Annotated in this window: 22 protein-coding genes and 1 pseudogene; 21 read left to right on the top strand and 2 right to left on the bottom strand. The window is 65.6% G+C overall.

Going from position 1 to position 25,070, the window contains the following annotated elements; all coding sequences use genetic code 11:
- Positions 1–14 precede the first annotated feature (14 nt).
- The 17 genes from mraZ (at position 15) to ACE3OV_RS01845 (ending at position 17,864) form a co-directional block, all read left to right on the top strand.
- Positions 15–461 (top strand): division/cell wall cluster transcriptional repressor MraZ, encoded by a 447-nt coding sequence (gene mraZ / locus ACE3OV_RS01925; protein WP_374324476.1) that lies wholly within the window; start codon positions 15–17, stop codon positions 459–461.
- Positions 458–1,384 carry a 16S rRNA (cytosine(1402)-N(4))-methyltransferase RsmH gene (gene rsmH, locus ACE3OV_RS01920; protein ID WP_374324474.1) on the top strand — a complete coding sequence of 309 codons (927 nt, stop codon included), beginning with the start codon at positions 458–460 and terminating at the stop codon, positions 1,382–1,384. Before mraZ ends, rsmH begins: the two co-directional genes overlap by 4 nt.
- Positions 1,384–1,653 carry a cell division protein FtsL gene (ftsL, locus tag ACE3OV_RS01915; protein ID WP_374324472.1) on the top strand — a complete coding sequence of 90 codons (270 nt, stop codon included), beginning with the start codon at positions 1,384–1,386 and terminating at the stop codon, positions 1,651–1,653. The genes rsmH and ftsL overlap by 1 nt, the downstream gene beginning before the upstream one ends.
- Positions 1,653–3,401, top strand: coding sequence for a peptidoglycan D,D-transpeptidase FtsI family protein (locus tag ACE3OV_RS01910; RefSeq protein ID WP_374324470.1), 1,749 nt, complete (start codon positions 1,653–1,655; stop codon positions 3,399–3,401). Before ftsL ends, ACE3OV_RS01910 begins: the two co-directional genes overlap by 1 nt.
- Entirely contained in the window at positions 3,398–4,876 is a 1,479-nt protein-coding gene (locus tag ACE3OV_RS01905) for a UDP-N-acetylmuramoyl-L-alanyl-D-glutamate--2,6-diaminopimelate ligase (protein WP_374324468.1), read from the top strand. The genes ACE3OV_RS01910 and ACE3OV_RS01905 overlap by 4 nt, the downstream gene beginning before the upstream one ends.
- A complete protein-coding gene (gene murF / locus ACE3OV_RS01900; RefSeq protein WP_374324466.1) occupies positions 4,870–6,243 on the top strand; it encodes a UDP-N-acetylmuramoyl-tripeptide--D-alanyl-D-alanine ligase in 1,374 nt (457 codons plus the stop codon). The genes ACE3OV_RS01905 and murF overlap by 7 nt, the downstream gene beginning before the upstream one ends.
- The gene (gene mraY / locus ACE3OV_RS01895) at positions 6,243–7,346 is read left to right on the top strand and encodes a phospho-N-acetylmuramoyl-pentapeptide-transferase (protein ID WP_374324463.1); all 1,104 of its coding nucleotides are present in this window, start codon (positions 6,243–6,245) and stop codon (positions 7,344–7,346) included. The genes murF and mraY overlap by 1 nt, the downstream gene beginning before the upstream one ends.
- Positions 7,347–8,699 (top strand): UDP-N-acetylmuramoyl-L-alanine--D-glutamate ligase, encoded by a 1,353-nt coding sequence (murD, locus tag ACE3OV_RS01890; RefSeq protein ID WP_374324460.1) that lies wholly within the window; start codon positions 7,347–7,349, stop codon positions 8,697–8,699.
- A complete protein-coding gene (ftsW, locus tag ACE3OV_RS01885) occupies positions 8,696–9,859 on the top strand; it encodes a putative lipid II flippase FtsW (protein WP_374324457.1) in 1,164 nt (387 codons plus the stop codon). The genes murD and ftsW overlap by 4 nt, the downstream gene beginning before the upstream one ends.
- 132 nt (positions 9,860–9,991) lie before the next feature.
- Positions 9,992–11,050, top strand: coding sequence for an undecaprenyldiphospho-muramoylpentapeptide beta-N-acetylglucosaminyltransferase (gene murG / locus ACE3OV_RS01880; RefSeq protein ID WP_374324455.1), 1,059 nt, complete (start codon positions 9,992–9,994; stop codon positions 11,048–11,050).
- Positions 11,047–12,438 (top strand): UDP-N-acetylmuramate--L-alanine ligase, encoded by a 1,392-nt coding sequence (gene murC / locus ACE3OV_RS01875; RefSeq protein ID WP_374324453.1) that lies wholly within the window; start codon positions 11,047–11,049, stop codon positions 12,436–12,438. Before murG ends, murC begins: the two co-directional genes overlap by 4 nt.
- Positions 12,439–12,559: 121 nt before the next feature.
- A complete protein-coding gene (locus tag ACE3OV_RS01870) occupies positions 12,560–13,465 on the top strand; it encodes a D-alanine--D-alanine ligase (RefSeq protein ID WP_374324452.1) in 906 nt (301 codons plus the stop codon).
- Positions 13,466–13,473: 8 nt separating this feature from the next.
- A complete protein-coding gene (locus ACE3OV_RS01865) occupies positions 13,474–14,214 on the top strand; it encodes a cell division protein FtsQ/DivIB (protein ID WP_374324450.1) in 741 nt (246 codons plus the stop codon).
- A 4-nt stretch (positions 14,215–14,218) separates the two neighbouring features.
- Entirely contained in the window at positions 14,219–15,448 is a 1,230-nt protein-coding gene (ftsA, locus tag ACE3OV_RS01860; protein ID WP_374324447.1) for a cell division protein FtsA, read from the top strand.
- 35 nt (positions 15,449–15,483) lie between these two features.
- On the top strand, positions 15,484–16,665 hold the full coding sequence (gene ftsZ / locus ACE3OV_RS01855; RefSeq protein WP_374324445.1) for a cell division protein FtsZ: 1,182 nt from the start codon (positions 15,484–15,486) through the stop codon (positions 16,663–16,665).
- Between the two features lie 88 nt (positions 16,666–16,753).
- Positions 16,754–17,668 (top strand): UDP-3-O-acyl-N-acetylglucosamine deacetylase, encoded by a 915-nt coding sequence (gene lpxC / locus ACE3OV_RS01850; RefSeq protein WP_374324443.1) that lies wholly within the window; start codon positions 16,754–16,756, stop codon positions 17,666–17,668.
- Between the two features lie 7 nt (positions 17,669–17,675).
- Complete coding sequence (locus tag ACE3OV_RS01845; RefSeq protein ID WP_374324442.1) at positions 17,676–17,864, top strand: hypothetical protein; 189 nt, start codon at positions 17,676–17,678, stop codon at positions 17,862–17,864.
- Here the strand turns inward: ACE3OV_RS01845 and ACE3OV_RS01840 are convergent.
- Complete coding sequence (locus ACE3OV_RS01840; RefSeq protein WP_374324441.1) at positions 17,851–18,285, bottom strand: DciA family protein; 435 nt, start codon at positions 18,283–18,285, stop codon at positions 17,851–17,853. The two genes, ACE3OV_RS01845 and ACE3OV_RS01840, sit on opposite strands and share 14 nt — an antisense overlap.
- Positions 18,286–18,295: 10 nt before the next feature.
- On the opposite strand from ACE3OV_RS01840, the gene ACE3OV_RS01835 reads away from it, so the two are divergent.
- The 4 genes and pseudogenes from ACE3OV_RS01835 to ydiK form a co-directional block, all read left to right on the top strand.
- A complete protein-coding gene (locus tag ACE3OV_RS01835; RefSeq protein ID WP_374324440.1) occupies positions 18,296–19,219 on the top strand; it encodes a M23 family metallopeptidase in 924 nt (307 codons plus the stop codon).
- Positions 19,220–19,323: 104 nt separating this feature from the next.
- Positions 19,324–22,029, top strand: coding sequence for a preprotein translocase subunit SecA (secA, locus tag ACE3OV_RS01830; RefSeq protein WP_374324439.1), 2,706 nt, complete (start codon positions 19,324–19,326; stop codon positions 22,027–22,029).
- A gap of 57 nt (positions 22,030–22,086) precedes the next feature.
- Entirely contained in the window at positions 22,087–23,313 is a 1,227-nt protein-coding gene (gene argJ, locus ACE3OV_RS01825; protein WP_374324438.1) for a bifunctional glutamate N-acetyltransferase/amino-acid acetyltransferase ArgJ, read from the top strand.
- Between the two features lie 3 nt (positions 23,314–23,316).
- A pseudogene (gene ydiK, locus ACE3OV_RS01820) lies at positions 23,317–24,357 on the top strand (AI-2E family transporter YdiK); the annotation flags it as partial.
- 15 nt (positions 24,358–24,372) lie between these two features.
- On the opposite strand, the gene ACE3OV_RS01815 reads toward ydiK, so the two are convergent.
- The gene (locus tag ACE3OV_RS01815; RefSeq protein ID WP_374324436.1) at positions 24,373–24,978 is read right to left on the bottom strand and encodes a class I SAM-dependent methyltransferase; all 606 of its coding nucleotides are present in this window, start codon (positions 24,976–24,978) and stop codon (positions 24,373–24,375) included.
- Positions 24,979–25,070 lie beyond the last annotated feature (92 nt).

The raw sequence follows: 25,070 nt of genomic DNA, 5'->3' as shown, positions 1-25,070 counted from the left end.
GTGGGTAAACGGGGATGTTCGAGGGGGCTACGGCACTCAGTCTGGATGCGAAAGGGCGGCTTGCCATTCCGGCAAGGCATCGCGACGCCCTGCTCGCGGCCGGCGCTGGTTCGCTGGTCCTGACCGCGCATCCGCACCGTTGCCTGTTGCTCTATCCGGCGCCGGCCTGGCAACCGATCCGCGACCAGATCCTCAAGGCGTCCAGCCTCGATCCGCGGGCGGCCGCAATCAAGCGGGTGATGGTCGGCAATGCCCGGACCGAAGAGCCCGATAGTGCCGGGCGCCTGCTGGTTGCGCCTGAGTTGCGCACCTATGCGCAGCTGGAAAAGACGGTCTATCTGGTTGGCATGGGCAGCCATTTCGAAATCTGGAGCGAGGCCGGCTGGCAGCAACAGAATGATCTGGCGGCCGAGGCGCTGACCGGCGACCTGCCGGCGGGACTGGGGGATCTTGTCCTGTGAGTTCCGGCGGCGCCCATGTCACGGTGCTGCTCGAAGAGGCGGTGGATTCCCTGGCAATCAAAAAGGACGGCGTGTATGTGGACGCGACCTTCGGTCGCGGCGGCCACAGTCGGCGCATTCTTGAAGCGCTGGGCGAGCATGGCCGGCTGATTGCGCTCGATCGCGATCCGCAGGCGATCCGCGCCGGCGCGGCGCTGCTCGATGCGCGTTTCCGTTTGGTACACCGCGCCTTCGGCGAACTGGCCGAGGCGGCGGCCGAGGTTGGTGTGGCGGCGGTGGATGGGGTGTTGCTGGACGTAGGGGTGTCGTCGCCGCAAATCGACGATGGGGAGCGCGGCTTCAGCTTCCGCCACGACGCGCCGCTCGACATGCGGATGGATACGACGCAGGGAGAGACGGCGGCCGAGTGGCTGGCGCGGGCCGAATTGAAGGAAATAACGGAGGTCATCAGGGATTATGGCGAAGAACGGTTTGCTTTCCAGATTGCAAAGAAGGTTGTGTCTGCTCGGCTCGAACAGCCCATTGTCACGACAGGGCAGTTCGCTGCCCTCGTACGCGAGGCCGTGCGCACCCGTGAGCCAGGGCAGGACGCGGCGACGCGCAGCTTTCAAGCTCTACGGATTCATATCAATCAAGAACTCCGCCAGCTGGAGGTAGTCTTGCCGCAGGCTTTCGATCTTCTGAAACCCGGGGGGAGGCTGGTGGTCATCGCCTTCCATTCGCTGGAAGATCGCATCGTCAAGAATTTCATGCGCGCCCAGTCGACTGCCGATGCCTTGCCCAAGGGGCTGCCGCTGCGCGCCGACCAGTTGCCGCCGCCGAAGATGCGCCTGATCGGCAAGGCGATCAAACCCTCGGCTGCCGAAGTGGCGGCGAATCCGCGCGCGCGCAGCGCCGTGATGCGGGTGGCGGAGAAGCTGTGATGTTCCGCGTCAATCTCGTCCTGCTCTTCGTCGTCGTGATCTGTGCGCTGGCTGTGGTCACCGCCCAGCATCGCGGCCGCAAGCTGTTCCAGGCGCTGGAGGCGGAACAGGAAAAAGTGCGCCAACTCGACATCGAGTTCGGCCAGTTGCAGATCGAGATGTCCACCTGGGCGACCCATCCGCGCATCGAGAAGACGGCGCGTGAGCGTCTGCACATGGTATTGCCGCCGGTGGCTGCAGTGCCGGCGGCCGCGGCGGGAGCGCACTGATGGTCGTCCGCCGCCGGCCGCAACGCGGTCACCGCTACACCGAAAGTCCGCTGCTGCAACTGGCTTTGCAGGGCTGGCGTTCGCGCATGGTCGGCCTGCTCCTGATGGCGGCTTTCCTTGTCCTGCTGCTGCGCGCCTTCTACCTGCAGGTGATCAACAATGATTTTCTGCAGGAAAAGGGCGACTCGCGTTATCTGCGCGATATCGAGATTTCCGCGTCGCGCGGCAAGGTGACCGATCGTCACGGCGACATGCTCGCCGTATCCACGCCGATGCGCTCGATCTGGGCGATCCCGGCTGACGCCCGGACCATGAGTGCGGAACAGAAGCGCCAGCTGGCGGCCTTGGTTGAGCTCAAGCCGCGCGAACTCAATGCCCGGCTGGCTTCGGAAAAGACCTTCGTCTTCCTGCAGCGCCAGGTGCCGCCTCAGGTGGCCGAGCAGGTGCGGGCGCTGAAGCTGCCCGGCGTGCATCAGGAAAAGGAATATCGCCGCTATTACCCGTCGGGCGAAATGACGGCGCATCTGGTCGGTTTTACCGGGGTTGATGACAAGGGGCTGGAAGGGGTCGAACTGGCCTTCCAGCAATCGCTGCGTGGCCACCCCGGGGCGCGCACGGTGATTCGTGACCGCCGCGGCAACATCATCGAGGACGTCGGCGCCACCCGTCCACCGCGTGACGGCAACGACATCGCGCTGGCCATCGACGCCAAGATCCAGTACCTGGCCTACAGCCACCTCAAGGCGACGGTCGCCGAACACGAAGCCAAGGGCGGCGGGATCATCGTCCTCGATACGCGGACTGGCGAAGTGCTGGCGCTCGCCAACTGGCCGACCTACAACCCGAACAACCGCGCCAAGCTGTCCGGCGAGCAACTGCGCAACCGCGCGGTGACCGACACCTTCGAGCCCGGTTCGACCCTGAAGCCGTTTACCGTCGCGCTCGGCCTCGAACAGGGCAAGTACCGCTACGATTCGCTGATCGACTGCGGGCCGGGACGGATCACCGTCGGTCGCTCGGTGATCAGCGATACCCACGCCAACGGCGAATTGACCGTCGCCGAGGTGATCCAGAAATCCTCGAACGTCGGCACCACCAAGATCGCCCTCAGCCTGCCGCGCGAGTCGATGTGGGAAATGTTCGACAGCCTCGGCCTCGGCCGCCAGCCGGCGCTCGGTTTCCCGGGCGAAGCCGCCGGCCGGGTGCGGCCGTGGAAGAACTGGCGGCCGATCGAGCAGGCGACGATGTCCTACGGGCACGGCATTTCGCTCAGCCTGATCCAGCTGGCGCGAGCCTATTCGGTGTTTGCCCGCGACGGCGATCTGGTGCCGGTGTCGCTGCTGCGCGTCGATGCGCCGGTGGTACGCGGCACGCCGGTGTTCTCGGCGCAGACGGCGCGCGAGATGCGCGCCATGCTCGAACTGGTGGTGCAGCCCGGCGGTACCGCGCCGAAGGCGGCGGTGCCGGGCTACCGGGTCGGCGGCAAGACCGGTACCGCGCACAAGCTGGAAGGGGGGGCGTATGCCAACAAGTACATCGCCTCCTTCGTCGGTATCGGGCCGATGTCCGATCCCCGCCTGATCGTCGCCGTGATGATCGACGAGCCGGGGGGTAAACAATATTACGGCGGCCAGATTGGCGGCCCGGCGTTCTCGCAGGTGATGGCCGGCGCCCTGCGCACGCTCGGCGTGCCTCCCGATGCGCCGCTGCAGGTGGCTACCACCAACGACGGAAAGGGACGCCTGTGACGACGCCGCGCGCCCTGCTCGATCAACTGGAAGCCCTCGGCGTGACGCCCACCGGCGTCGCCGACGACAGCCGTCAGGTGCGGCCGGGCGATCTCTTCCTGGCCTATCCCGGCGATCTCGCCGACGGCCGGCGTTTCATCCCGGATGCGCTGGCGCGCGGCGCGCTCGCCGTCCTCTGGCAGGCCGGTGGCGACTTCGCCTGGAATGCAGCGTGGCCGGTGCCGCAACTGGAAGTCGCAGCGCTGCGCGAACTGGCCGGTCCGCTGGCGCACGCCGTGTACGGTCATCCGAGTGAGGGTTTGTCGCTGATCGCCATCACCGGCACCAACGGCAAGACGACGATCAGCCAGTGTATTGCCCACGCCCACCCGCGTCCCTGCGCCATCATCGGCACGCTCGGCGCCGGTTTTCCGGATCGTCTGGAAGAAACCGGCTTCACGACGCCCGAGGCGACGACGCTGATGCGCTACCTGGCCGACTTCCGCGCCCACAAGGCCGCCGCCTGCGCCCTCGAAGCCAGTTCGATCGGCATCGAGGAAGGGCGGATGAACGGCGCGCGCGTCGATGTCGCGGTGTTCACCAACCTGACCCGTGATCACCTCGACTACCACGGCGACATGGCCGCCTACGCCGCCGCCAAGGAAAAGCTCTTCCTCTGGCCGCGGCTGCGTACCGCGGTGATCAACCTTGACGATGAATTCGGCATCCATCTGATGCGCGAGACGACGGCGATGCGCGTCATCGGCTATTCGGCGCAGCCGCCGCGCCGCGACTTCCCGGCCCTGGTACGCGCCGAAAACCGGGCTGACACGCCCTGCGGCCAGCGCTTCGACCTCGTCCTGCCGAATGGGCGGACCCTGGTCGACACCGCGCTGGTCGGTGCCTACAACGTCTCCAACCTGCTGGCGGTAGCCGCCGTGCTGCACGACGCCGGCGTGATGCCGGCCGAGGTCGGCCGCCGTCTCTCCGAACTGCAGCCGCCGCCGGGGCGGATGGAGCGTCTGGGCGGCGTCGGCGAGCCGCTGGTCGTCGTCGACTACGCGCACACGCCGGATGCCCTGCACAACGCTCTCGCCGCGCTGCGGCCGGTCGCCGCGGCGCGCGGCGGTCGCCTGACCGTGGTGTTCGGCTGCGGCGGCGACCGCGATCCCGGCAAGCGGCCGCAGATGGGCGCGGTGGCCGAGGCCGGCGCCGACCACGTCATCGTCACCAGCGACAACCCGCGCCGCGAGGCGCCGTCGGCGATCATCGCCGACATCGTCGGCGGCATGGAAAAGCCGGAAATCGAAGCCGACCGGGCGACGGCGATCCGGCGCGCCGTGAGTGCCGCCGACATTGCCGACATCGTCCTGCTCGCCGGCAAGGGACATGAAAACTATCAGGAAATCGCCGGCCAACGCCTGCCGTTTTCCGATCTGGCCCAGGCCCGTGCGGCGCTGGCCGGACGCACTGCCCCGCAGGAGGAAGCATGCTGAACTGGTCCTTGTCCCGTGTCGCCGCCGCCGTCGATGGTCGCCTGTGCGGCGCCGACGTCGCCTTGCGCGGCGTGTCCACCGATACCCGGGCGGTTGCCGCCGGTCAGCTTTTCGTTGCCTTGCGCGGCGAGCGTTTCGATGCTCACGACTTTCTCGACGCCGCCGTTGCCGCCGGTGCCGCGGCGCTGCTGGTGGCCGACGAAAGCCGTCTACCGGCCGGCGTGCCGGCGATCGTTGTCGCCGACACGCGGCTCGCGCTGGGCCGGCTGGCGCAGGCCTGGCGGGCCGAGTTCACGCTGCCGGTGATCGCCGTCACCGGCTCCAACGGCAAGACGACGACCAAGGAAATGATCGCCGCCGTCCTCGCCGCCGCCTTTGGCGACGCGGTGCTGGCGACGCGCGGCAACTTCAACAACGACATCGGCCTGCCGCTGACCCTGCTCGGCCTCACCGCTGAGCATCGCGCGGCGGTGATCGAGATGGGCATGAACCAGCCCGGCGAGATCGCCTACCTGGTCGGCATCGGTGCGCCCAGCGTGGCACTGGTCACCAATGCCCAGCGCGCCCACCTCGAAGGCATGGGCGACCTCGACGAAGTGGCGCGCGAGAAAGGCAGCATCTTCGCCGGCCTGCCCGCCGACGGCATCGCCGTCATCAACGCTGACGACAGCTACGCCGGGTTGTGGCGCGAGATGGCCGGCGAGCGGCGCGTGCGCAGTTTCGCCATCGACCATCCGGCCGATGTGCGCGGCAACGTGCACCAGCACGGCCTGGAAATTTCCCTCGGCCTGACCGCGGCGGAAGGCGCGATCCAGTTCACGCTGGCGATTCCCGGCCGCCACAACGCGCGCAACGCGGTGGCCGCCGCCGCCGCCTGCCTGGCTGCCGGCGTGCCGCTGGCTGCCGTGGCCGAGGGCCTGTCCAGATTCGCCGGCGTCAAGGGGCGTTTGCAACGGCGCGTCGGCCGCAACGGCGCCGAAATCCTCGACGACACCTATAACGCCAATCCGGATTCGGTGCGTGCCGGGATCGACGTGCTGGCCGCGACCATCGGTCGCAAGCTGCTGGTGCTCGGCGACATGGGCGAAATCGGCGAGGCCAGCGGCCAGTATCACGACGAGATCGGCGGCTACGCCAAGAGCCAGGGCATCGACCGTCTGTACGCGCTCGGTGAGGCGAGCCAGCAGGCGGTGCGCAATTTTGGCGAGGGCGCCCGTCACTTCTGTCATATCGACAAGCTGGTTGCCGCCGTCGACAAGGAACTGGGTCCGGACACCACCGTGCTGGTCAAGGGCTCGCGCTTCATGAAAATGGAAAGGGTGGCCGATGCGCTCGCCGCCATCGCCGCCACCGGGGAGAACCACTGATGCTTCTGGAACTTGCCCAATGGCTGGCGCAGGACATCCGCTTTTTCAATGTCTTCAATTACATCACGCTGCGTACCGTGCTGGCGATGATGACCGCGCTGGTCATTTCCTTCCTTGCCGGCCCGGGCGTCATCCGCTGGCTGGCGGCCAAGAAGATCGGCCAGGCGGTGCGCACCGACGGCCCGCAGACGCACCTGGTCAAGTCGGGAACGCCAACCATGGGCGGCGTCCTGATCCTGATCGCGATCGGCGTCACCACGCTGCTCTGGGGCGATCTGTCCAACAAGTACGTGTGGACCGTGCTCGTCGTCACGCTCGGCTTCGGCATCATTGGCTGGTACGACGACTGGAAGAAAGTCGTCTACCGTGACCCGAACGGTCTGGCCAGCCGCTGGAAATTCTTCTGGCAGTCGGTGCTCGGCGCCGGCGCGGCGCTCTTCCTCGCCTTCTCGGCGACGTCGACGGCGCAGACCGAACTGATCGTGCCCTTCTTCAAGAGCGTCGCTTACCCGCTTGGCATCGTTGGTTTCATCGTCCTGACCTATTTCGTCATCGTCGGCACCAGCAACGCGGTCAACCTGACCGATGGCCTCGACGGCCTGGCGATCATGCCGACGGTGATGGTCGCCTCGGCCTTCGCCATCTTCGCCTACGTCACCGGCAATGCGGTGTACGCCAAGTACCTGCTGATTCCCTACGTGCCGGGGGCCGGCGAGCTGTGCATCCTGCTCGGCGCGATTGCCGGCGCCGGCCTCGGCTTCTTGTGGTTCAACGCCTACCCGGCCGAAGTCTTCATGGGCGACGTCGGCGCGCTGGCGCTCGGTGCGGCGCTCGGCACCGTCGCCGTCATCGTTCGCCAGGAAATCGTCCTTCTGATCATGGGCGGCGTCTTCGTCGTCGAGACGCTGTCGGTGATGCTGCAGGTGTCGTGGTTCAAGTACACCAAGAAGAAATACGGCGAGGGCCGGCGCATCCTGCGCATGGCACCGCTGCACCACCATTTCGAACAAACCGGCTGGAAGGAGACGCAGGTTGTCGTCCGCTTCTGGATCATCACCATCATGCTGGTCCTGATCGGACTGGCGACCTTGAAGCTGCGCTGAATGGAACTGACGGGCAAACGCGTACTGGTGATCGGACTCGGTGAGTCCGGACTGGCGATGGCCAAGTGGCTGCATCGCCAGGGTGCGCTGGTGCGCGTCGCCGACTCGCGCGACAACCCGCCCAACGTCGACGCGCTGCAGCAGGTCGCGCCCGGCGCCGAACTGCTCGCCGGTGCGTTTGCCGCCGCCACCTTCGCCGGCTGTGAAGTGGTCGCCCTGTCGCCGGGCGTGGCCAAGGCGACGCCGGCGATCGCCGCTTGCGGCCTGCCGCTGATCTCGGAAATCGAACTGTTCGCCGCCGGCGTGCGCGAGCAGGTGGTGGGCTCGCAGATCGTCGCCATCACCGGCAGCAATGGCAAGACCACGACCACCGCACTGACCGCGCACCTGCTCAACGGTGCCGGCGTGCCGGCAATCGCCTGCGGCAACATCTCGCCGTCGGCGCTCGACGCGCTGATGGACGCGCAGGATGCCGGGACGCTGCCGGCGGTCTGGGTCGTCGAACTGTCGAGTTTCCAGCTCGAAACGACGCATCACCTGAACGCCGCGGCGGCGACCGTGCTCAATGTTTCCGAGGATCATCTCGACCGCTACGACGGCAGCCTGGCCAATTACGCCGCCGCCAAGTCGCGCGTCTTCCAGGGCAAGGGAACGATGATCCTCAACCGCGACGACGACTGGTCGATGGCCAACGGCCGCTGCGGGCGCAAGATGGTGACTTTCGGCCTGTCGCCGGCACCGCGCGCGGTCGATTACGGTTACGTTGACGGCGCCATCGTGCGCGGCAAGGAAGTCCTGGTCGCCGCTGCCGACCTGCAGCTCTCCGGTCTGCACAACGTTGCCAACGCGATGGCGGCGCTGGCGCTGGCCGAGGCGGTTGGCGTTGCGCCGCAGCGCCTGGTCGAACCGTTGAAGGCATTCCGTGGTCTGCCGCACCGCGTCGAGACGGTGGCCGAAATCGGCGGCGTCCTCTACGTCGACGATTCCAAGGGCACCAACGTCGGCGCCACGCTGGCAGCGATCGAGGGCATGGGGCGCAAGGTCGCCATCGTCCTCGGCGGCGACGGCAAGGGCCAGGATTTTTCGCCGCTGAAGGCGGCGCTCGCCGCGCACGGTCGCGCCGTGGCGCTGATCGGCCGCGACGCGGCGGTGATCGGCATGGCCATCGAAGGCTGCGGCGTGCCGACCTGTATCGTCGGTGACATGGACGGCGCCGTGCGCTGGCTGGCCGCCCGCGCCGAGCCGGGCGACTGCGTACTGCTTTCGCCGGCCTGCGCCAGCCTCGACATGTACCGCAACTACGCGCACCGGGCGCAGGCCTTCATCGATGCTGTCGGAGGCCTGCGGTCATGATGCTCTCCGCGCTCAACTCGCCGCGTCAGCAACTGGCGGAAATCGACCACGCCCTGCTCTGGTCGGCGTTGCTGCTGCTGCTCGGCGGGCTGGTGATGGTCTATTCGGCGTCGATCGCCACCGCCGAAGCCGGCCGCTTCACCAACCACCAGCCGGCCTATTACCTGATCCGCCACGCCATCTTCCTGTGCATCGGCCTGGTGGCCGCCGCGGTCGCCTTCCAGTTGCCGCTGACCGCCTGGCAGAAGTATGCGCCTGTCCTTTTCCTGGTCGGCGTTGTCCTGCTGGCGATCGTCCTCATTCCCGGCATCGGCCGCGACGTCAATGGCGCCCGCCGCTGGCTGCCGCTCGGCTTCGCCAACCTGCAGCCGTCGGAGCTGATGAAGCTGTTCGCCGTGCTCTACGCCGCCGACTACACGATGCGCAAGATCAACGTCATGCACGACCTGAAGCAGGCTTTCCTGCCGATGTTCGGGGCGATGGCGCTGGTCGGCATCCTGCTGCTCAAGGAGCCGGACTTCGGCGCCTTCGTCGTCATCATCTCGATCGCCATGGGCATCCTCTTCCTCGGCGGGCTGAAGGCACGCATGTTCGTGCTGCTGATCGTCGGCCTGCTGATCGCCTTCGCAATCATGATCATCGTCTCGCCCTACCGGCGTGACCGCATCTTCGGCTTCATGGACCCCTGGTCCGATGCCTTCGGCCGCGGCTACCAGTTGTCGCACTCGCTGATCGCCTTCGGGCGCGGCGAACTGTTCGGCGTCGGCCTCGGCGCCAGCGTCGAGAAGCTGTTCTACCTGCCGGAAGCGCATACCGACTTCCTGCTCGCGGTGATCGCCGAGGAACTCGGTTTCGTCGGCGTCCTGACGGTGATCGCCCTGTTCGCCGTACTGGTCCAGCGCGCCTTCGCCATCGGCCGCCAGTGCGTCCAGCTCGATCGCCTTTACCCGGCGCTAGTGGCGATGGGCATCGGCATCTGGCTGGGCGTCCAGTCCTTCATCAACATGGGCGTCAACGTCGGCCTGCTGCCGACCAAGGGCCTGACCCTGCCGCTGATGAGCTTCGGCGGCTCGGGCATCCTCGCCAACTGCGTGGCGCTGGCCATTCTGCTTCGGGTGGATTGGGAAAACAGGCAATTGATGCGCGGGGGAAAATTATGAAACCGAAAGCGCAAATTCATCAATTGCCTGTTTCGTCGCAGGCTAACTTGCGCAGCAAGTTAAGCGCGCAGCGCGGCCGGAGACAAAACAGGCTGTGGCAAACCGCAGGCGCTAAATGCGAAGGGGGCTGCCATGTCTAAAACCATCATGATCATGGCCGGCGGTACCGGCGGCCATATCTTCCCCGCCCTGGCCGTCGCCCACAAGATGCGTGACGCAGGCTGGCGCGTGGTCTGGCTTGGCAATCCGCAAGGCATGGAAGCACGCCTGGTGCCGCAGCACGGTTTCGAGATGCTCTGGCTCGACTTTGCCGCGTTGCGCGGCAAGGGGCTGGCGCGCAAGCTGCTGCTGCCGGTGAACCTGCTGCGTGGTTTCTGGCAGGGCCTCAAGGCGATCCGCCAGGTCAAGCCGAACGTGGTGCTCGGCATGGGCGGCTACATCACCTTCCCCGGCGGCATGATGGCGGCGCTGAGCGGCGTGCCGCTGGTGCTGCATGAGCAGAATTCGGTCGCCGGACTGGCCAATCGGGTGCTGGCCGTTGTCGCCGACCGCATCGCCACCGGCTTCCCGGAAGTGCTGAAGAAGGGCGTCTGGCTGGGCAATCCGGTGCGTCCGGAAATCGCCGCCGTGGCGCCGCCGGTCGAGCGCTTCGCCGGCCGCGACGGGGCGCTGCGCCTGCTGGTGATCGGCGGCAGCCTGGGCGCCCAGGCGCTCAACGAGACGGTACCGCAAGGCCTGTCGCAGCTCACCGCCGAGCAGCAGCCGCAGATCGTCCATCAGGCCGGCGAAAAACATATCGACGCGCTGAAGGCGGCCTACGCAGCAGTCGGCGTGCAGGCGCACTGTGTGCCCTTCATCGAAGACATGGCCGGCGCCTTCGAGTGGGCCGATCTGGTGATCTGCCGTGCCGGTGCCCTGACCATCGCCGAACTGGCGGCGGTCGGCGTGGCCAGCATCCTGGTGCCCTTCCCGCATGCGGTGGACGACCACCAGACGGCCAACGCGAAATTCCTGGTCAATGTCGGCGGCGCCTTCCTGCTGCCGCAAAGCCAACTGACGCCGGATGCGATCGCGCTGATCCGCAACTACTCGCGCAGCCAGCTGCTGGAAATGGCCGAAAAGGCCCGCAGCCTGGCCAAGCCGGATGCCACGCTGGACGTGGTCAATCTCTGTATCGAAGCAGCCAAATGAGACACAAGGTCAAACACATCCACTTCGTCGGCGTCGGTGGCTCGGGCATGAGCGGCATCGCCGAAGTGCTCGCCCACCTCGACTACACGGTCAGCGGTTCCGACATCGCCGCCAGTGCGACGACGCGCCGCCTGGAAGGCGAGGGCGTGCGGGTGACCATCGGTCACGCCGCCGAGAACATTGCCGGGGCCGACGCGGTGGTCGTGTCGACAGCGGTCAAGGAAGACAACCCGGAGGTCGTCGCCGCCCGCGAGAAGCGCATTCCGGTGGTGCCGCGGGCGCAGATGCTGGCCGAATTGATGCGCCTGAAGCGCGGCATCGCCATCGCCGGCACCCACGGCAAGACGACGACGACCAGCCTGGTCACCAGCATCCTGGCCGAAGGCGGTGTTGACCCGACCTTCGTCATCGGCGGCCGCCTCAACGCGGCCGGCGCCAACGCCCGCCTGGGTAGCGGCGACTTCCTGGTGGCCGAGGCGGATGAATCCGACGCCTCCTTCCTCTTCCTGTCGCCGGTGATTTCGGTGGTCACCAACATCGACGCCGACCACATGGAGACCTACGGCCACGACTTCGAGCGGCTCAAGGGCGCCTTTGTCGATTTCCTCAACCGGCTGCCCTTCTACGGTGTCGCCGTGCTCTGTGCCGACGATGCCAACGTGCGGGCGATCATGCCGCAGGTGAGCAAGCAGATCGTCAGCTACGGGTTGAGCCCGGACGCCAACTTCCGCGCCGAGAATGTTGTCGCCGACGGCGCGCAGATGCGTTTCACCTGCGTTCGCGTGAACGGTTCGGAGTCGCGTCTGGAAATCACGCTGAACACGCCGGGCATGCACAACGTACTCAACGCGCTGGCGGCGATCGCCGTTGCTACCGAAGTCGGGGTCGCCGACGCGGCGATCGTCAAGGCGCTCGCCGAATTCAAGGGCGTCGGCCGCCGCTTCCAGCGCTACGGTGAAGTCGCGCTGCCGGCGGGGGGCAGCTTCACGCTGGTCGATGACTACGGGCATCACCCGGTCGAGATGGCGGCGACGCTCGCCGCCGCCCGCGGCGCTTTCCCCGGTCGTCGCCTGCTGCTCGCCTTCCAGCCGCACCGCTACACGCGCACCCGCGACTGTTTCGAGGATTTCGTCAAAGTTCTGTCGACGGTAGATGCGCTGTGCCTGGCCGAGATCTACGCCGCCGGCGAGGCGCCCATCGTCGCCGCCGACGGTCGTTCGCTGGCACGCGCCCTGCGCGTTAGCGGCAAGGTCGAGCCGGTGTTCGTCGAGGATATCGCGGCGATGCCGCAAACGATCATGGATGTCGCCCGCGACGGCGACGTGGTTCTGACCATGGGCGCCGGTTCGATCGGTGCGGTGCCCGGCAAACTGGTGGATGTGCAATGAAAAGCTTCACCGCAGAGGCGCGGAGTGCGCAGAGGGTCGCAGAGGAAATGCGGGAAGGGTTTTTGCCTTTCTCGGCGACTCCTCGCGTTCTCTGCGCGTCTGCGGTGAATGGAGAATTTGTATGACTGATTTCGGTAAAGTTGCCGTCCTTTTCGGTGGTACTTCCGCCGAGCGCGAGGTTTCCCTGAACAGTGGTTCGCGGGTGCTGGCTGCGCTGCAGGGCCAGGGGATCGACGCTCACGCCTTCGATCCGGCCAGCCAGCCGCTCGACGCGCTGAAGGGCTACGACCGCGCCTTCATCGCGCTGCACGGCCGCCATGGCGAGGACGGCACGATCCAGGGGGCGCTCGAAGTCATGCACATCCCCTATACCGGCTCCGGCGTGCTCGCCTCGGCGCTGGCCATGGACAAGTTCCGCACCAAGCTGATGTGGCAGGCGGCAGGTTTGCCGGTGCCGGAATACGCGCTGCTCAATGCGGCGTCCGACTTCGCCGAAATCGAGGAAGAACTCGGCCTGCCGCTGTTCGTCAAGCCGGCGCGCGAAGGTTCGTCGATCGGCGTGACCAAGGTCAAGGCGCGTGGTGAATTGAAGGCGGCCTACGCCGAGGCGGCCCGCCATGACCCGCTGGTGATCGCCGAAAAGGGCGTCATGGGCGGCGAATACACGGTCGGCATCGTCGGCGACCAGGTGTTGCCGATCATCAAGATCGAGCCGGCCACCGAGTGGTACGACTACGAAGCCAAGTACAACCGCGATGACACCCGTTACCTTTGCCCCTGCGGTCTGCCGGAAGCGAAGGAAATACAGATCCGCGCCCAGGCGCTGGAGGCCTTCCGCATGCTCGACGGGCGTGGCTGGGGGCGAGTCGATTTCCTGATGGACGAAGACGGCAATCATTACTTCCTGGAAGTGAACACCGCGCCGGGCATGACCGACCACTCGCTGGTGCCGATGGGCGCGCGGGCGGCGGGCATGGATTACGCCGCGCTGGTGCGCCGCGTCCTCGAACTGGCCGCCAACGACTGAGACGATGAATGTGGCACAAACCGCAACTCCTCAACGCGATCGCCGACCTGCTGCTGCTGGTCGGCGCCGCCGCCTTGCTGGCGGCCGGTGCGGTCTGGGTGGTGCGCGTGCCCTCCTTGCCGGTCAAGCAGGTGATCTTCGTCGAGCCGTTGGCGCATGTGCGGCGTGGCGAGATCGAGCAGGTGCTGCCGTCGGCGCTGCGCGGCAACTTCTTCAGTCTCGATCTGGAAGCCGTGCGCGTCGCGCTGGAACAGTTGCCCTGGGTGCGCAAGGCGCATGTCCGGCGCGTCTGGCCGGCCAGTCTGGAAGTGAAGATCGAAGAGCACCAGCCGGTGGCGCGGTGGGGCGAGGGCTATGCCGAAATGGTCAACAGCTACGGCGAGGTATTTGCCGCCTTGCTGCCAGAGAGCGAGATGGCGCGTCTGCCCTTGCTGGTCGGTCCACCGGGCACCGCCCAGGAAGTCCTGCAGCGCTTCGCGGCCTTCGGCAAGAGCTTTGCGGCGATCGGCGAGACGCCGGTGCAGGTCAGCTTGTCGCCGCGCCTGGCCTGGCAGGTCAGGCTGGGCAACGGGATGCGCATCGAGGTCGGGCGCGAGCATCCGAAATTCACGGTGGGCTCGCGCCTGCAGCGTTTTGTCGAGGTTTATCCGACGCTGGTCGGGAATTTGCCGGTACTGCCGGCAGTCGTGGATTTGCGGTATCCGAATGGTTTCGCGATGAAGGTCGCGGGCGAGGGGAAGGGAAAGTAAGACTATGAGCAGGGACAACAAGGATCTGGTGGTTGGCCTGGATATCGGAACGTCGAAGATCGTCGCGCTGGTCGCCGACATCGACAACGAGGGACGGCTGAGCGTGATCGGCATGGGCTCGCAGGATTCGCGCGGGCTGAAGAAGGGGGTCGTGGTCAACATCGAGGAAACGGTGCACACGATCAGCCGCGTCATCCAGGAAGTCGAACTGATGGCCGACTGCAAGGTGAGCAATGTCTACACCGGCATCGCCGGCAGCCACATCAAGAGCTTCAACTCGAACGGCATGGTGGCGATCAAGGACAAGGAAGTGACGCAGGCCGACGTCGAGCGCGTGATCGAGACGGCGCGGGCGATGCCGATCCCGGCCGAGCAGGAAATTCTGCACATCCTCACCCAGGAATTCGTCATCGACGGCCAGGACGGCATCCGCGAGCCGATCGGCATGAGCGGCATGCGCCTGGAAGTGAAGACGCACATCGTCACCGGCGCCGTGTCGGCAGCACAGAACATCGTCAAGTGCGTGCGCCGCTGCGGCCTCGAAGTGAATGACCTGGTGCTGCAGCCGCTGGCATCGAGCTACGCGACCCTGTCCGAGGACGAGAAGGATCTCGGCGTCTGCCTGATCGACATCGGCGGCGGCACCACCGACATCGCCGTGTGGACGCAGGGCGCCATCCGCCACACCTCGGTGATCCCGATCGCCGGCGACCAGATCACCAACGACATCGCCATGGCGCTGCGCACGCCGACGCGCGAGGCCGAGGACATCAAGTGCAAGTTCGGCTGCGCCCTGGCGCAACTCGCCGACCTTTCGGAAAACCTCGACGTTGCCGGCGTGGACGACCGGCCGAGCCGCAAGCTGAGCCGCCGTGCCCTGGCCGACGTGATCCAGCCGCGCGTCGAGGAGCTCTACGAGCTGATCCAGCACGAACTGCGCCGCGCCGGCTTCGAGGACGTCCTGTCGTCCGGCATCGTCCTGACCGGCGGCGCCAGCGTGATGCCGGGGATGGTCGATCTGGGCGAGGAAATCTTCCACATGCCGGTGCGTCTCGGTAACCCCAAGTACGAGGCCAGCCTGTCGGACGTCGTCCAGAACCCGCGCTTCTCGACCGCTTTCGGCCTGCTGCTGGAAGCGCAGGCGCAGCGCAAGCGCGGTTTGAAGATTCAGGAGAAGCAGGGCATCAAGGATGTCTTCTCCAGCATGAAGCAGTGGTTTTCCAAGAATTTCTGATTGTTTGTTGAAAAGTCTTTTCAGAGGAGGTCGTCATGTTTGAAATCATCGAGAAGGAAGAGGAACTCGGCACCGTGATCAAGGTGTTCGGGGTGGGTGGTGCCGGCGGCAATGCCATCGAGCACATGATCCGCGAAGGGGTGAACGGCGTCGAATTCATCGCCGCCAACACCGATGCCCAGGCGCTGGCGCGCAACGCCGCGTCGAGCAAGCTGTCGCTCGGCAAGACCGGGCTGGGCGCCGGCGCCAAGCCGGAAGCCGGCAAGGCGGCGGCGGACGCGCACCGCGACGAAATCCGTGAAGCGCTGACCGGCGCGCACATGGCCTTCATCACCGCCGGCATGGGCGGTGGCACGGGTACGGGCGCTGCCCCGGTGGTGGCCGAGATCGCCCGCGAAATGGGCATCCTGACCGTCGGCGTGGTGACCAAGCCGTTCAGCTTCGAAGGCGGCAAGCGGATGAAGTCGGCCGAGGCCGGCATTTCCGAGTTCTCCAAGCATGTCGATTCGCTGATCGTCATTCTTAACGACAAGCTGATGGAAGTCATGGGCGACGACGCCGACGTCGACGACTGCTTCAAGGCGGCTGACGACGTGCTGAAGAACGCGGTCGGCGGCATCGCCGAAATCATTACCTACCCGGGCCTGATCAACGTCGACTTCGAAGACGTGCGCACGGTGATGGGCGAGATGGGCCGCGCCATGATGGGGTCGGCCGCTGCGGCCGGTGTCGACCGGGCGCGCATCGCTGCCGAGCAGGCCGTCGCTTCGCCGCTGCTTGAAGGCGTGAACCTGTCCGGCGCGCGCGGCGTGCTGGTTAACATCACGGCCGCCAAGGGCAACCTGAAGATGAAGGAAGTCAATGAAGTGATGAACACCGTCAAGGCTTTCGCCGCCGAGGACGCGCACGTCATCTTCGGTGCCGTGTACGACGAACTGATGGGCGATGCGCTGCGCGTCACCGTCGTCGCCACCGGTCTCGGCCAGGCGGCAGCCAAGCGCCAGAGCTTCGAAGTGATCAACACGCCGATGGTCGAGGCAGTCGCCACCGGCACGCACGATGCCGTTTCCTTCAGCAGCGGCGCGGCGATCGACTACAACCAGATTGCCGATGTGCCGGCCGTGGTCAGGAAGCGCAACGTCACCGTCGAGGCGCTGGCCAACAGCGGGGTCGATCGTTACGACATTCCGGCATTCCTGCGCAAGCAGGCGGATTGACCTGTAACAAAAGCTCTCTCTGAAAAGGGCGGCGGCGCATTGTGTTAGAATGCGCCGCCTTCCCCAGTAATTTCAATCACTTGCCAACATGCTAAAGCAACGCACGCTGAAGACGGTCATTCATGCCTCGGGCGTCGGTCTGCACGGCGGTGTCAAGGTCAATCTGACCCTGCGCCCGGCCGCACCGGATACCGGCATCGTCTTTCGTCGCGTTGATCTGCCGCAACCGGTCGACATTCCCGCGCAGGCGGTTTTGATCGGCGACACCCGCATGTGTTCCTGCCTGGAGCGCGATGGGGTCAAGGTCGGCACCATCGAACACCTGATGTCGGCGCTCTGTGGCCTCGGCATCGACAATGCCTGGATCGACCTTGATGCACCGGAAGTGCCCATCCTCGACGGTTCGGCAGCGCCTTTCGTGTTCCTGATCCAGTCGGCGGGGATCGAGGAACAGAATGCCGCCAAGAAATTCATTCGCGTCACCCGCCCGATCGAAGTCCGCGACGGCGACAAGTGGGCGCGCTTCGAGCCTTACGACGGCTATCGCCTGAGCTTCTCCATCGTCTTCCACCATCCGGCGATCGATCGTTCGGCGCAGCAGGCGGAAATCGATTTCGCCGAACATTCCTATGTCCGCGAAGTCTCGCGGGCGCGCACCTTCGGCTTCATGCAGGAGGTCGAATATCTGCGCGAGAACGGCCTGGCGCTTGGCGGCGGACTGGAGAACGCGATCGTCCTCGACGAGTTCCGCGTCCTCAATCAGGATGGACTGCGTTACGGCGACGAGTTCGTCAAACACAAGATCCTCGATGCGGTCGGCGACCTCTACCTGCTCGGCCATCCGCTGCTCGCCGCCTACGCTTCGCACAAGGGCGGTCATGCCCTGAACAACCAGCTGGCGCGCGCTCTCCTGCAGCAGCAGGAGGCCTGGGAGCTGGTCAGCTTCCCCGAGCCGGCGAGCGTGCCGCAAGGCGTCACGCGTTGGCTGGCGCAGACCGCCTGATACCGCGATGTGGCTGCTGCGCCTGCTGGCAGTCGTTCTCGTCATCGCCGTCGGGGTCGGGGTCGTCCTCTACGCCTTCACCGGGCGCCGTGAATATCTCGCCTTCAGCTGGCGCCTGCTGCGTTACGGCATCCTCTTCGCGTTGCTCGTCTTTGCGCTGATGTTCGTCGAGCGTCTGGCCATCATTCCCGTCTAGCCGCCCGCTGCAACAGGGTGTCCAGCGCGCTGCGCAGCGGCCCCGGCGGTAGGGCGGCCGTCGTCCTGGCGAGTGTTGCCGCCGCTGCGCCGGAAATCGGCTTGATCGTGGAAGTGCTTGATCGGCCGAGATTTTGTCGAGGTTGAACTTTGACCTCGATATCGTTACACTCGGGCGCTTTCTTGGATAACTCGTCGCACAGCCGTCGGTGCATCTGGCGGATTTTGGCGGCGACCGCGCCGTTATCGGCGTGGATAACGAGCTTCCCCGACTTGTAGTTGGCGACATGCGCGGCATGGCGCAGGGCGGCGGGGGCGACCGCGTCGAACCGGCTGGACAGCTTCATCAGCAGTCGGGCATGGGCCATGATGCGGCCCGCGGCAGCATCGGCGTCGAGGTAGTCTTGCGGCGCTTTGTACATAGGAGCTTACGTGCAGATCATCTTGGTTTCGCGCCATCTCAAGTCGGCGCGCACGATTACCATTATGCCCCGTCACGTGGTGGCTGCGGTGCTGGTATTTCTGTTGCTGGTCCTCCTTTCGTCGGCATTGTTCTCGATGATGTCGCTGCATTTCCGGCTGCCGATCGTCGAGCGCATCCTGGTTTCCATCCAGCAGCAGGAATCCCGCGAAACGCGCAATTACATCACCAACAACCTGAATCTGATGGCAACCCGCCTTGGTGAGTTGCAGGGTCGTCTGCTGCAACTCGATACGCTGGGCAATCGCGTTTCCGATCTCGCCGGCATCAAGAAGACGCCGCCTACGGAAAAGGAAAGCAGGTCGGGGCAGGGCGGGCCGTTCATCCCCGCTCCCCTGTCAGCCGCCGAGCTGCAGCAGGAAATCGAGCGTCTGGCAGCGGAGGTCGATCGCAAGGCCGACGATCTTGCCTTCATGGAATTCAAGTTGCTGGAAAAACGGGTCGAGGAGCGCCTGATGCCGACCACGCTGCCGGTGAAGAATGCCGTCATGGGGTCGGCGTTCGGCTATCGCAGCGATCCTTTCTCTGGCTTGCGCTCGCGCCACGACGGCTTGGATTTCTCGGCGCCGAACGGCACGCCGGTGCTGGCGGCGGCTGATGGCGTGGTCGTCGTGGCTTCCTTTCACCCGGAATTCGGCAACATGGTCGATATCGACCATGGCGAGGGGCTGCTGTCGCGTTATGCCCACCTTTCGGAGATCAAGGTCACTGAGTCGCAGATCGTCCGCCGCGGCGAGAACATCGGTGCGGTCGGCAGTACCGGCCGTTCGTCGGGGCCGCATCTGCATTTCGAGGTGCGGATGCTGGGCGTGCCGCAGAATCCGGCGACTTTCCTCAAGCGGGGCGAGCATTTCGCCAGCCTGAAGCGGCGCTGATTCCCTCCTCGCCAATACGATGCTGTGCTGCCCGTCGCTCTCGGCGGGCATGCTAGAATCCCGGCTCCATTGCGCCTGTCGGCGCAAGAATCTATTCCAGTGCGATGATATCCGGCCTACTCAAAAAGATTTTCGGCAGCCGCAATGACCGGCTGATCAAGCAATACTCGCAGACCGTCAAGCGCATCAATGCGCTCGAACCGCAGATTGCGGCCTTGTCCGATGCGCAGTTGCAGGCAAAGACCGAGGAGTTCCGTAAGCGGCATGGCGACGGTGAATCGCTCGATGACTTGCTGCCGGAAGCCTTCGCCGTCGTCCGCGAAGCCGGCAAGCGGGTGCTCGGCATGCGCCACTTCGATGTCCAGCTGATCGGCGGCATGGTCCTGCACTACGGCAAGATCGCCGAAATGCGCACCGGCGAAGGCAAGACCCTGGTTGCTACGCTGCCCGCCTACCTCAACGCGATTTCCGGCAAGGGCGTGCATGTCATCACGGTCAACGACTACCTGGCCAGCCGCGACGCCGAATGGATGGGGCGCCTGCACCGTTTCCTCGGCCTCTCCGTCGGCATCAACCTGTCGCAGATGGATCACGAGGCCAAGCAGGCCGCCTACGCCGCCGATATCACCTACGGCACCAACAACGAATTCGGTTTCGACTACCTGCGCGACAACATGGTCTACAGCGCTGGCCAGCGTGTGCAGCGCGGCCTGGGCTACGCCATCGTCGACGAAGTCGACTCGATCCTGATCGACGAGGCGCGCACGCCGCTGATCATCTCCGGCCAGGCCGACGATCACACCGACCTTTACGTCCGGATGAAGAGCGTGGTGCCGCAACTGTCGCGCGCCGCCGAGGAAAACGCCGAGGGCGATTACTGGGTCGACGAGAAGGGCCATCAGGTCCATCTTTCGGAAGCCGGTTACGAGCATGCCGAGCTGTTGCTGGCCGATGCCGGCATGCTGGCCGAAGGCAGCAGTTTGTACGACGCCGCCAACATCACGCTGATGCACCACCTGAACGCCGCCCTGCGCGCGCTGACGCTGTTCCACAAGGACCAGCACTACGTGGTGCAGAACGGCGAGATCATCATCGTCGACGAATTCACCGGTCGACTGATGGTCGGTCGCCGCTGGTCGGACGGTCTGCACCAGGCGGTCGAGGCCAAGGAAGGCGTCGCCATCCAGTCGGAAAACCAGACGCTGGCGTCGATCACCTTCCAGAACTACTTCCGCATGTACGGCAAACTGGCCGGCATGACCGGCACCGCCGATACCGAAGCCTACGAATTCCAGCAGATCTACGGCCTGGAAACCGTCGTCATCCCGACCCATCGGCCGATGGTGCGCAAGGACATGAACGACCTGGTGTACAAGACTGCCGACGAAAAGCACGCGGCGATCATTGCCGACATCAAGGATTGCGCCAAACGCGGCCAGCCGGTGCTGGTGGGTACCACTTCGATCGAAGCGTCGGAACTGCTGTCGTCGCTGCTCGACAAGGAAAAACTGTCGCACCAGGTGCTCAACGCCAAGCAGCACGCCCGCGAAGCCGAGATTGTCGCCCAGGCCGGCCGCCCGGGGATGATCACGATCGCCACCAACATGGCCGGTCGCGGTACCGACATCGTCCTCGGCGGCAACATCGAGAAGCTGCTCGACGCCGTGCGCGGCGACGAAGCGCTGACGCCGGAAGCGCGTGAGGCCAAGGTCGCCGAGATGAAGGGCGAGTGGCAGAAGGTGCACGATCAGGTGCTGGCCGCCGGCGGCCTGCACATCATCGGTTCCGAGCGTCACGAGTCGCGCCGCATCGACAACCAGTTGCGTGGCCGTGCCGGTCGCCAGGGCGATGCCGGCTCGTCACGCTTCTATCTGTGCCTTGACGATTCGCTGCTGCGCATCTTCGCCGGCGAGCGCCTGCGCGCCATCATGGACAAGCTGAAGATGCCGGAAGGCGAGGCGATCGAGCATCCGCTCGTCACCCGCTCGCTGGAATCGGCGCAGCGCAAGGTCGAAGCCCGCAACTTCGACATCCGCAAGCAGTTGCTGGAATACGACGACGTCGCCAACGACCAGCGCAAGGTGATCTATCAGCAGCGCAACGAACTGCTGGAAACCGAAGACATCGCCGAGACCATCGCCGCGATGCGCGACGGTGTCATCACCGACATCTTCCGCAAGCATGTGCCGGCCGAGTCGGTCGAGGAACAGTGGGATCTCGATGGCTTGCAGAAGGAACTCGCCGCCGACCTGCTGATCGCGCCGCCGGTCGCCGACTGGGTCAAGGCCGAACCGACGCTGAGCGACGAGGAAATCCTTGCCCGCATCCTTGAGGGCGCGGCCCAGGCCTACCAGGCCAAGGTCGAGATGGTTGGCGGCGAAACCTTCCGCCAGTTCGAACGCAACGTCATGCTGCAGAGCCTCGACTCCTTCTGGCGCGAGCATCTGGCGGCGCTCGACCACCTGCGCCAGGGCATCCACCTGCGCGGTTACGCGCAGAAAAACCCGAAGCAGGAATACAAGCGCGAAGCCTTTGAACTGTTCGAGACCCTGCTCGACCAGGTGCGAACCCAGGTCACCCGCGTCGTGTTCACGGTGCAGATCCGTTCGCCGGAAGACGTCGAGGAAACCGCGCCGCACGCCGATGTCAGCAACGTCAAGTACCAGCATGCCGGTTACGACGAGGCGCTGGCCGACGAAGGTGGCGAGGCCAATCAGCCGGTCGAGAACGGACCCAAGGTTGGGCGCAACGATCCCTGCCCCTGCGGTTCCGGCAAGAAATACAAGCACTGTCACGGTAAACTGTCCTGAATATCGAAAACCCCAAGGCACCCTACGCGGTGCCTTGATGCTGTTGGAGCCCCTAGCATGCCCGTCAATTACGCCACCCCGACCGCCGACCAACTGTTCGCCGTGGCCGGCGTCCGTCTCGGCGTCGCTGAAGCCGAAATCCGCAAGAAGAACCGCCGCGACCTGACGCTGGTCGCGCTCGATGCCGGCTGCACGGTGGCCGGCGTGTTCACCCAGAACCGTTTCTGTGCGGCGCCGGTCCAGCTCTGTCGTCAGCATCTGGCCAGCGGCAAGGAAATCCGCGCCCTGGTGATCAACACCGGCATTGCCAATGCCGGCACCGGCGAACCCGGTCGCCAGACCGCCAGCCAGACCTGCGAGGCGGTCGGCGAACTGCTCGGCGTCGCAGCGGATCAGGTGCTGCCGTTCTCCACCGGCGTCATCCTCGAACCGCTGCCGGTCGAACGCATCAAGGCCGGCCTGCCGGCGGTCTTCGCCGACCTCAAGGCAGACAACTGGCACGCCGCCGCGCATGGGATCATGACTACCGACACGGTGGCTAAGGCGGCCTCGCGCGTGGTCGAGGTCAATGGCAGGAAAATCACGATTTCCGGCATTTCCAAGGGCGCCGGCATGATCCGGCCGAACATGGCGACCATGCTCGGTTTCCTCGCCACCGACGCCGGCATCGCCCAGTCGCTGCTCGACAAGCTGGTCAAGGAAGCGGCCGACGCTTCGTTCAACTGCATCACCGTCGATGGCGACACCTCGACCAACGATTCCTACGTGATGATCGCCTCCGGCCAGTCGGGCGCCAGCTTCGCAGCGGAAAGCGACGCCGGCTGGGCTGAGGTCAAGGCGGCGATCATTGCCGTGTCGGTTGAACTGGCACAGGCCATCGTCCGCGACGGCGAGGGCGCGACCAAGTTCATCACCGTTGCCGTCGAGGGTGGCAAGTCGGTCGAGGAGTGCCGCCAGGTCGGCTACGCGATCGGCCACTCGCCGCTGGTCAAGACCGCCTTCTTCGCTTCCGACCCCAATCTCGGCCGCATCCTCGCAGCCGTCGGTTACGCCGGTATTGCCGACCTCGACGTTGATGCCGTCAAGGTCTGGCTCGACGACGTGCTGGTCGCCGAAAACGGCGGCCGTGCCGCTGCCTACCAGGAAGCCGACGGTGCCCGCGTGATGGCGCAGGCCGAGATCACCGTGCGCGTCGCACTCGGTCGCGGCAATGCCGCAGCCAATGTTTATACCTGCGACTTCTCGTACGACTACGTCAAGATCAACGCCGACTACCGCTCGTAAGCGATGCGTGCCATTCACCGCGACCTGACGCGCAACACGCTGGCGATCTTTTTCGTTGTCGCGCTGGTTGCTTTGTCGCTATGGGTGCTGCGTCCCTTCCTGGCCGCCGGCGTGTGGGCAGCGATGATCGTCGTCGCCACCTGGCCGGCCTTCCTGGCGCTCGAAGCGCGGCTGGGTGGCCGCCGGGCGCCGGCGATCGCGCTGATGACGCTGGCCATGCTGCTGCTCCTGGTGCTGCCGCTGTGGCTGGCGGTCGATACCATCGCCGGCAACGCCGGGACGCTGACAGCGCTCGCCGATCACCTGATCGCCAACGGCCTGCCGCCGCTGCCGCAGTGGGTCGCCGAACTGCCCTTGGTCGGCGCCACGCTGGCCGGGCTGTGGACGCAGCTGGCAGCTGGCGGCACCGACGGCATCATCGCTCAGGTCACGCCCTATGCGGCCGATACCGGCAAGTGGGTACTTGCTCAGGTCGGTGGTCTGGGCGGCATGCTGGTGCAGTTCCTGCTGATCGTCACCATCGCCGCCATCATGTATTCCGGCGGCGAACCCGCGGCTCGCCTGGTGCGCCGCTTCGGTCGTCGCCTGGCTGGTGCACGCGGCGAGAATTCGGTGATCCTCGCCGGTCAGGCGATCCGCGGCGTTGCGCTTGGCGTTGGCGTCACCGCGCTGGTGCAGACGGTGTTGGGCGGGCTTGGCCTAGCGCTGGCCGGCGTGCCCTTCGCCGCCCTGTTGTCGGCACTGATGCTGATGCTGTGCATTGCCCAGGTCGGTCCGGTGCTGGTCCTGTTGCCGGCTGCCGGCTGGCTGTTCTGGACGGGCGATACCGGCTGGGCGGTGTTTCTTGTCGTGTGGAGCGTGATCGTCGGCAGCCTCGACAACTTCCTGCGCCCGATGCTGATCCGTCGCGGCGCCGATCTTCCCCTGCTACTGATCTTTGCCGGCGTCATCGGCGGCATGCTCGGCTTCGGCCTGATCGGCATCTTCGTCGGGCCGGTTGTGCTGGCCATTACCTGGACGCTGCTTCAGGCGTGGATCGCCGACGCCCTTGGCGAAGATTCAGCGACGGACCAGGCGGATGCGGCGGAACCAGCCACCGGCGAGCGCCGGACTGTCGTCACGCAGGGCGAGGTCGGGGCTGGCGTCGAGCAGGTCCTCGAAAACCACGTCGAAGCGGGTGGCGATACGCCGCGCTAGCGGGTTGAGAAGGCGCCGTAGCGGCGCCTTCTGCTGGCGGCGCAGGAACTTGTCGAGGATCAAGGCCTCGCCGCCCGGCTTCAGCACCCGCGCAATTTCCGCCAGGCACAGCGCCGGCTGCGGCACCACAGCGAGGATCAGATGCGCGACGACGGCGTCAAAACTGGCGTCGGCAAACGGTAGATGGTGCACGTCCCCCTGCACCGGACGAAAATCGAGCCGGCCAGCGCGCGGCAGGCTGCGCCGGAGCATGGCGCCGGTCAGGTCGACACCGATGTAGCGGTGCTGTGCCGGCAGATGTGGCAGGTCGAGTCCCGTGCCGACCCCGGCGAGCAGGATCGTGCCTGGCCGCGAAGGCAGACCGTGCAGGCTGTGCCGGCGCATGCCGCGCGTCGCCTGCTCCACTGCCAGGTCATAGAAGGGCGCGATCAGGCGGTAGCTGCGTTTAAGTGAGCTTGTGGCGGTCATTCCGTGAGATGGGGTATTTGATCGGCATTCCTGGTTATGCCTTTGGTCTGTCTTGTTCGAGATGTAAATCGATGCAAAAATCCTGCGGGTCT

The organism is Azonexus sp. (assembly GCF_041909095.1).
GTDB lineage: Bacteria > Pseudomonadota > Gammaproteobacteria > Burkholderiales > Rhodocyclaceae > Azonexus.
This window is presented reverse-complemented; position numbering and strand designations above follow the sequence as displayed.

Bases quoted from the DNA above. Each gene is read 5' to 3' on its own strand.
- murC (WP_374324453.1), top strand. From the start codon at position 11,047: ATGAGACACAAGGTCAAACACATCCACTTCGTCGGCGTCGGTGGCTCG.
- ACE3OV_RS01870 (WP_374324452.1), top strand. From the start codon at position 12,560: ATGACTGATTTCGGTAAAGTTGCCGTCCTTTTCGGTGGTACTTCCGCC.
- murG (WP_374324455.1), top strand. From the start codon at position 9,992: ATGTCTAAAACCATCATGATCATGGCCGGCGGTACCGGCGGCCATATC.
- ACE3OV_RS01845 (WP_374324442.1), top strand. From the start codon at position 17,676: ATGTGGCTGCTGCGCCTGCTGGCAGTCGTTCTCGTCATCGCCGTCGGG.
- ftsA (WP_374324447.1), top strand. From the start codon at position 14,219: ATGAGCAGGGACAACAAGGATCTGGTGGTTGGCCTGGATATCGGAACG.
- ftsW (WP_374324457.1), top strand. From the start codon at position 8,696: ATGATGCTCTCCGCGCTCAACTCGCCGCGTCAGCAACTGGCGGAAATC.
- mraY (WP_374324463.1), top strand. From the start codon at position 6,243: ATGCTTCTGGAACTTGCCCAATGGCTGGCGCAGGACATCCGCTTTTTC.
- lpxC (WP_374324443.1), top strand. From the start codon at position 16,754: ATGCTAAAGCAACGCACGCTGAAGACGGTCATTCATGCCTCGGGCGTC.
- murD (WP_374324460.1), top strand. From the start codon at position 7,347: ATGGAACTGACGGGCAAACGCGTACTGGTGATCGGACTCGGTGAGTCC.
- murF (WP_374324466.1), top strand. From the start codon at position 4,870: ATGCTGAACTGGTCCTTGTCCCGTGTCGCCGCCGCCGTCGATGGTCGC.
- ACE3OV_RS01840 (WP_374324441.1), bottom strand. From the start codon at position 18,285: ATGTACAAAGCGCCGCAAGACTACCTCGACGCCGATGCTGCCGCGGGC.
- ftsL (WP_374324472.1), top strand. From the start codon at position 1,384: ATGTTCCGCGTCAATCTCGTCCTGCTCTTCGTCGTCGTGATCTGTGCG.
- mraZ (WP_374324476.1), top strand. From the start codon at position 15: ATGTTCGAGGGGGCTACGGCACTCAGTCTGGATGCGAAAGGGCGGCTT.
- ftsZ (WP_374324445.1), top strand. From the start codon at position 15,484: ATGTTTGAAATCATCGAGAAGGAAGAGGAACTCGGCACCGTGATCAAG.
- argJ (WP_374324438.1), top strand. From the start codon at position 22,087: ATGCCCGTCAATTACGCCACCCCGACCGCCGACCAACTGTTCGCCGTG.
- ACE3OV_RS01910 (WP_374324470.1), top strand. From the start codon at position 1,653: ATGGTCGTCCGCCGCCGGCCGCAACGCGGTCACCGCTACACCGAAAGT.
- ACE3OV_RS01865 (WP_374324450.1), top strand. From the start codon at position 13,474: ATGTGGCACAAACCGCAACTCCTCAACGCGATCGCCGACCTGCTGCTG.
- ACE3OV_RS01815 (WP_374324436.1), bottom strand. From the start codon at position 24,978: ATGACCGCCACAAGCTCACTTAAACGCAGCTACCGCCTGATCGCGCCC.
- secA (WP_374324439.1), top strand. From the start codon at position 19,324: ATGATATCCGGCCTACTCAAAAAGATTTTCGGCAGCCGCAATGACCGG.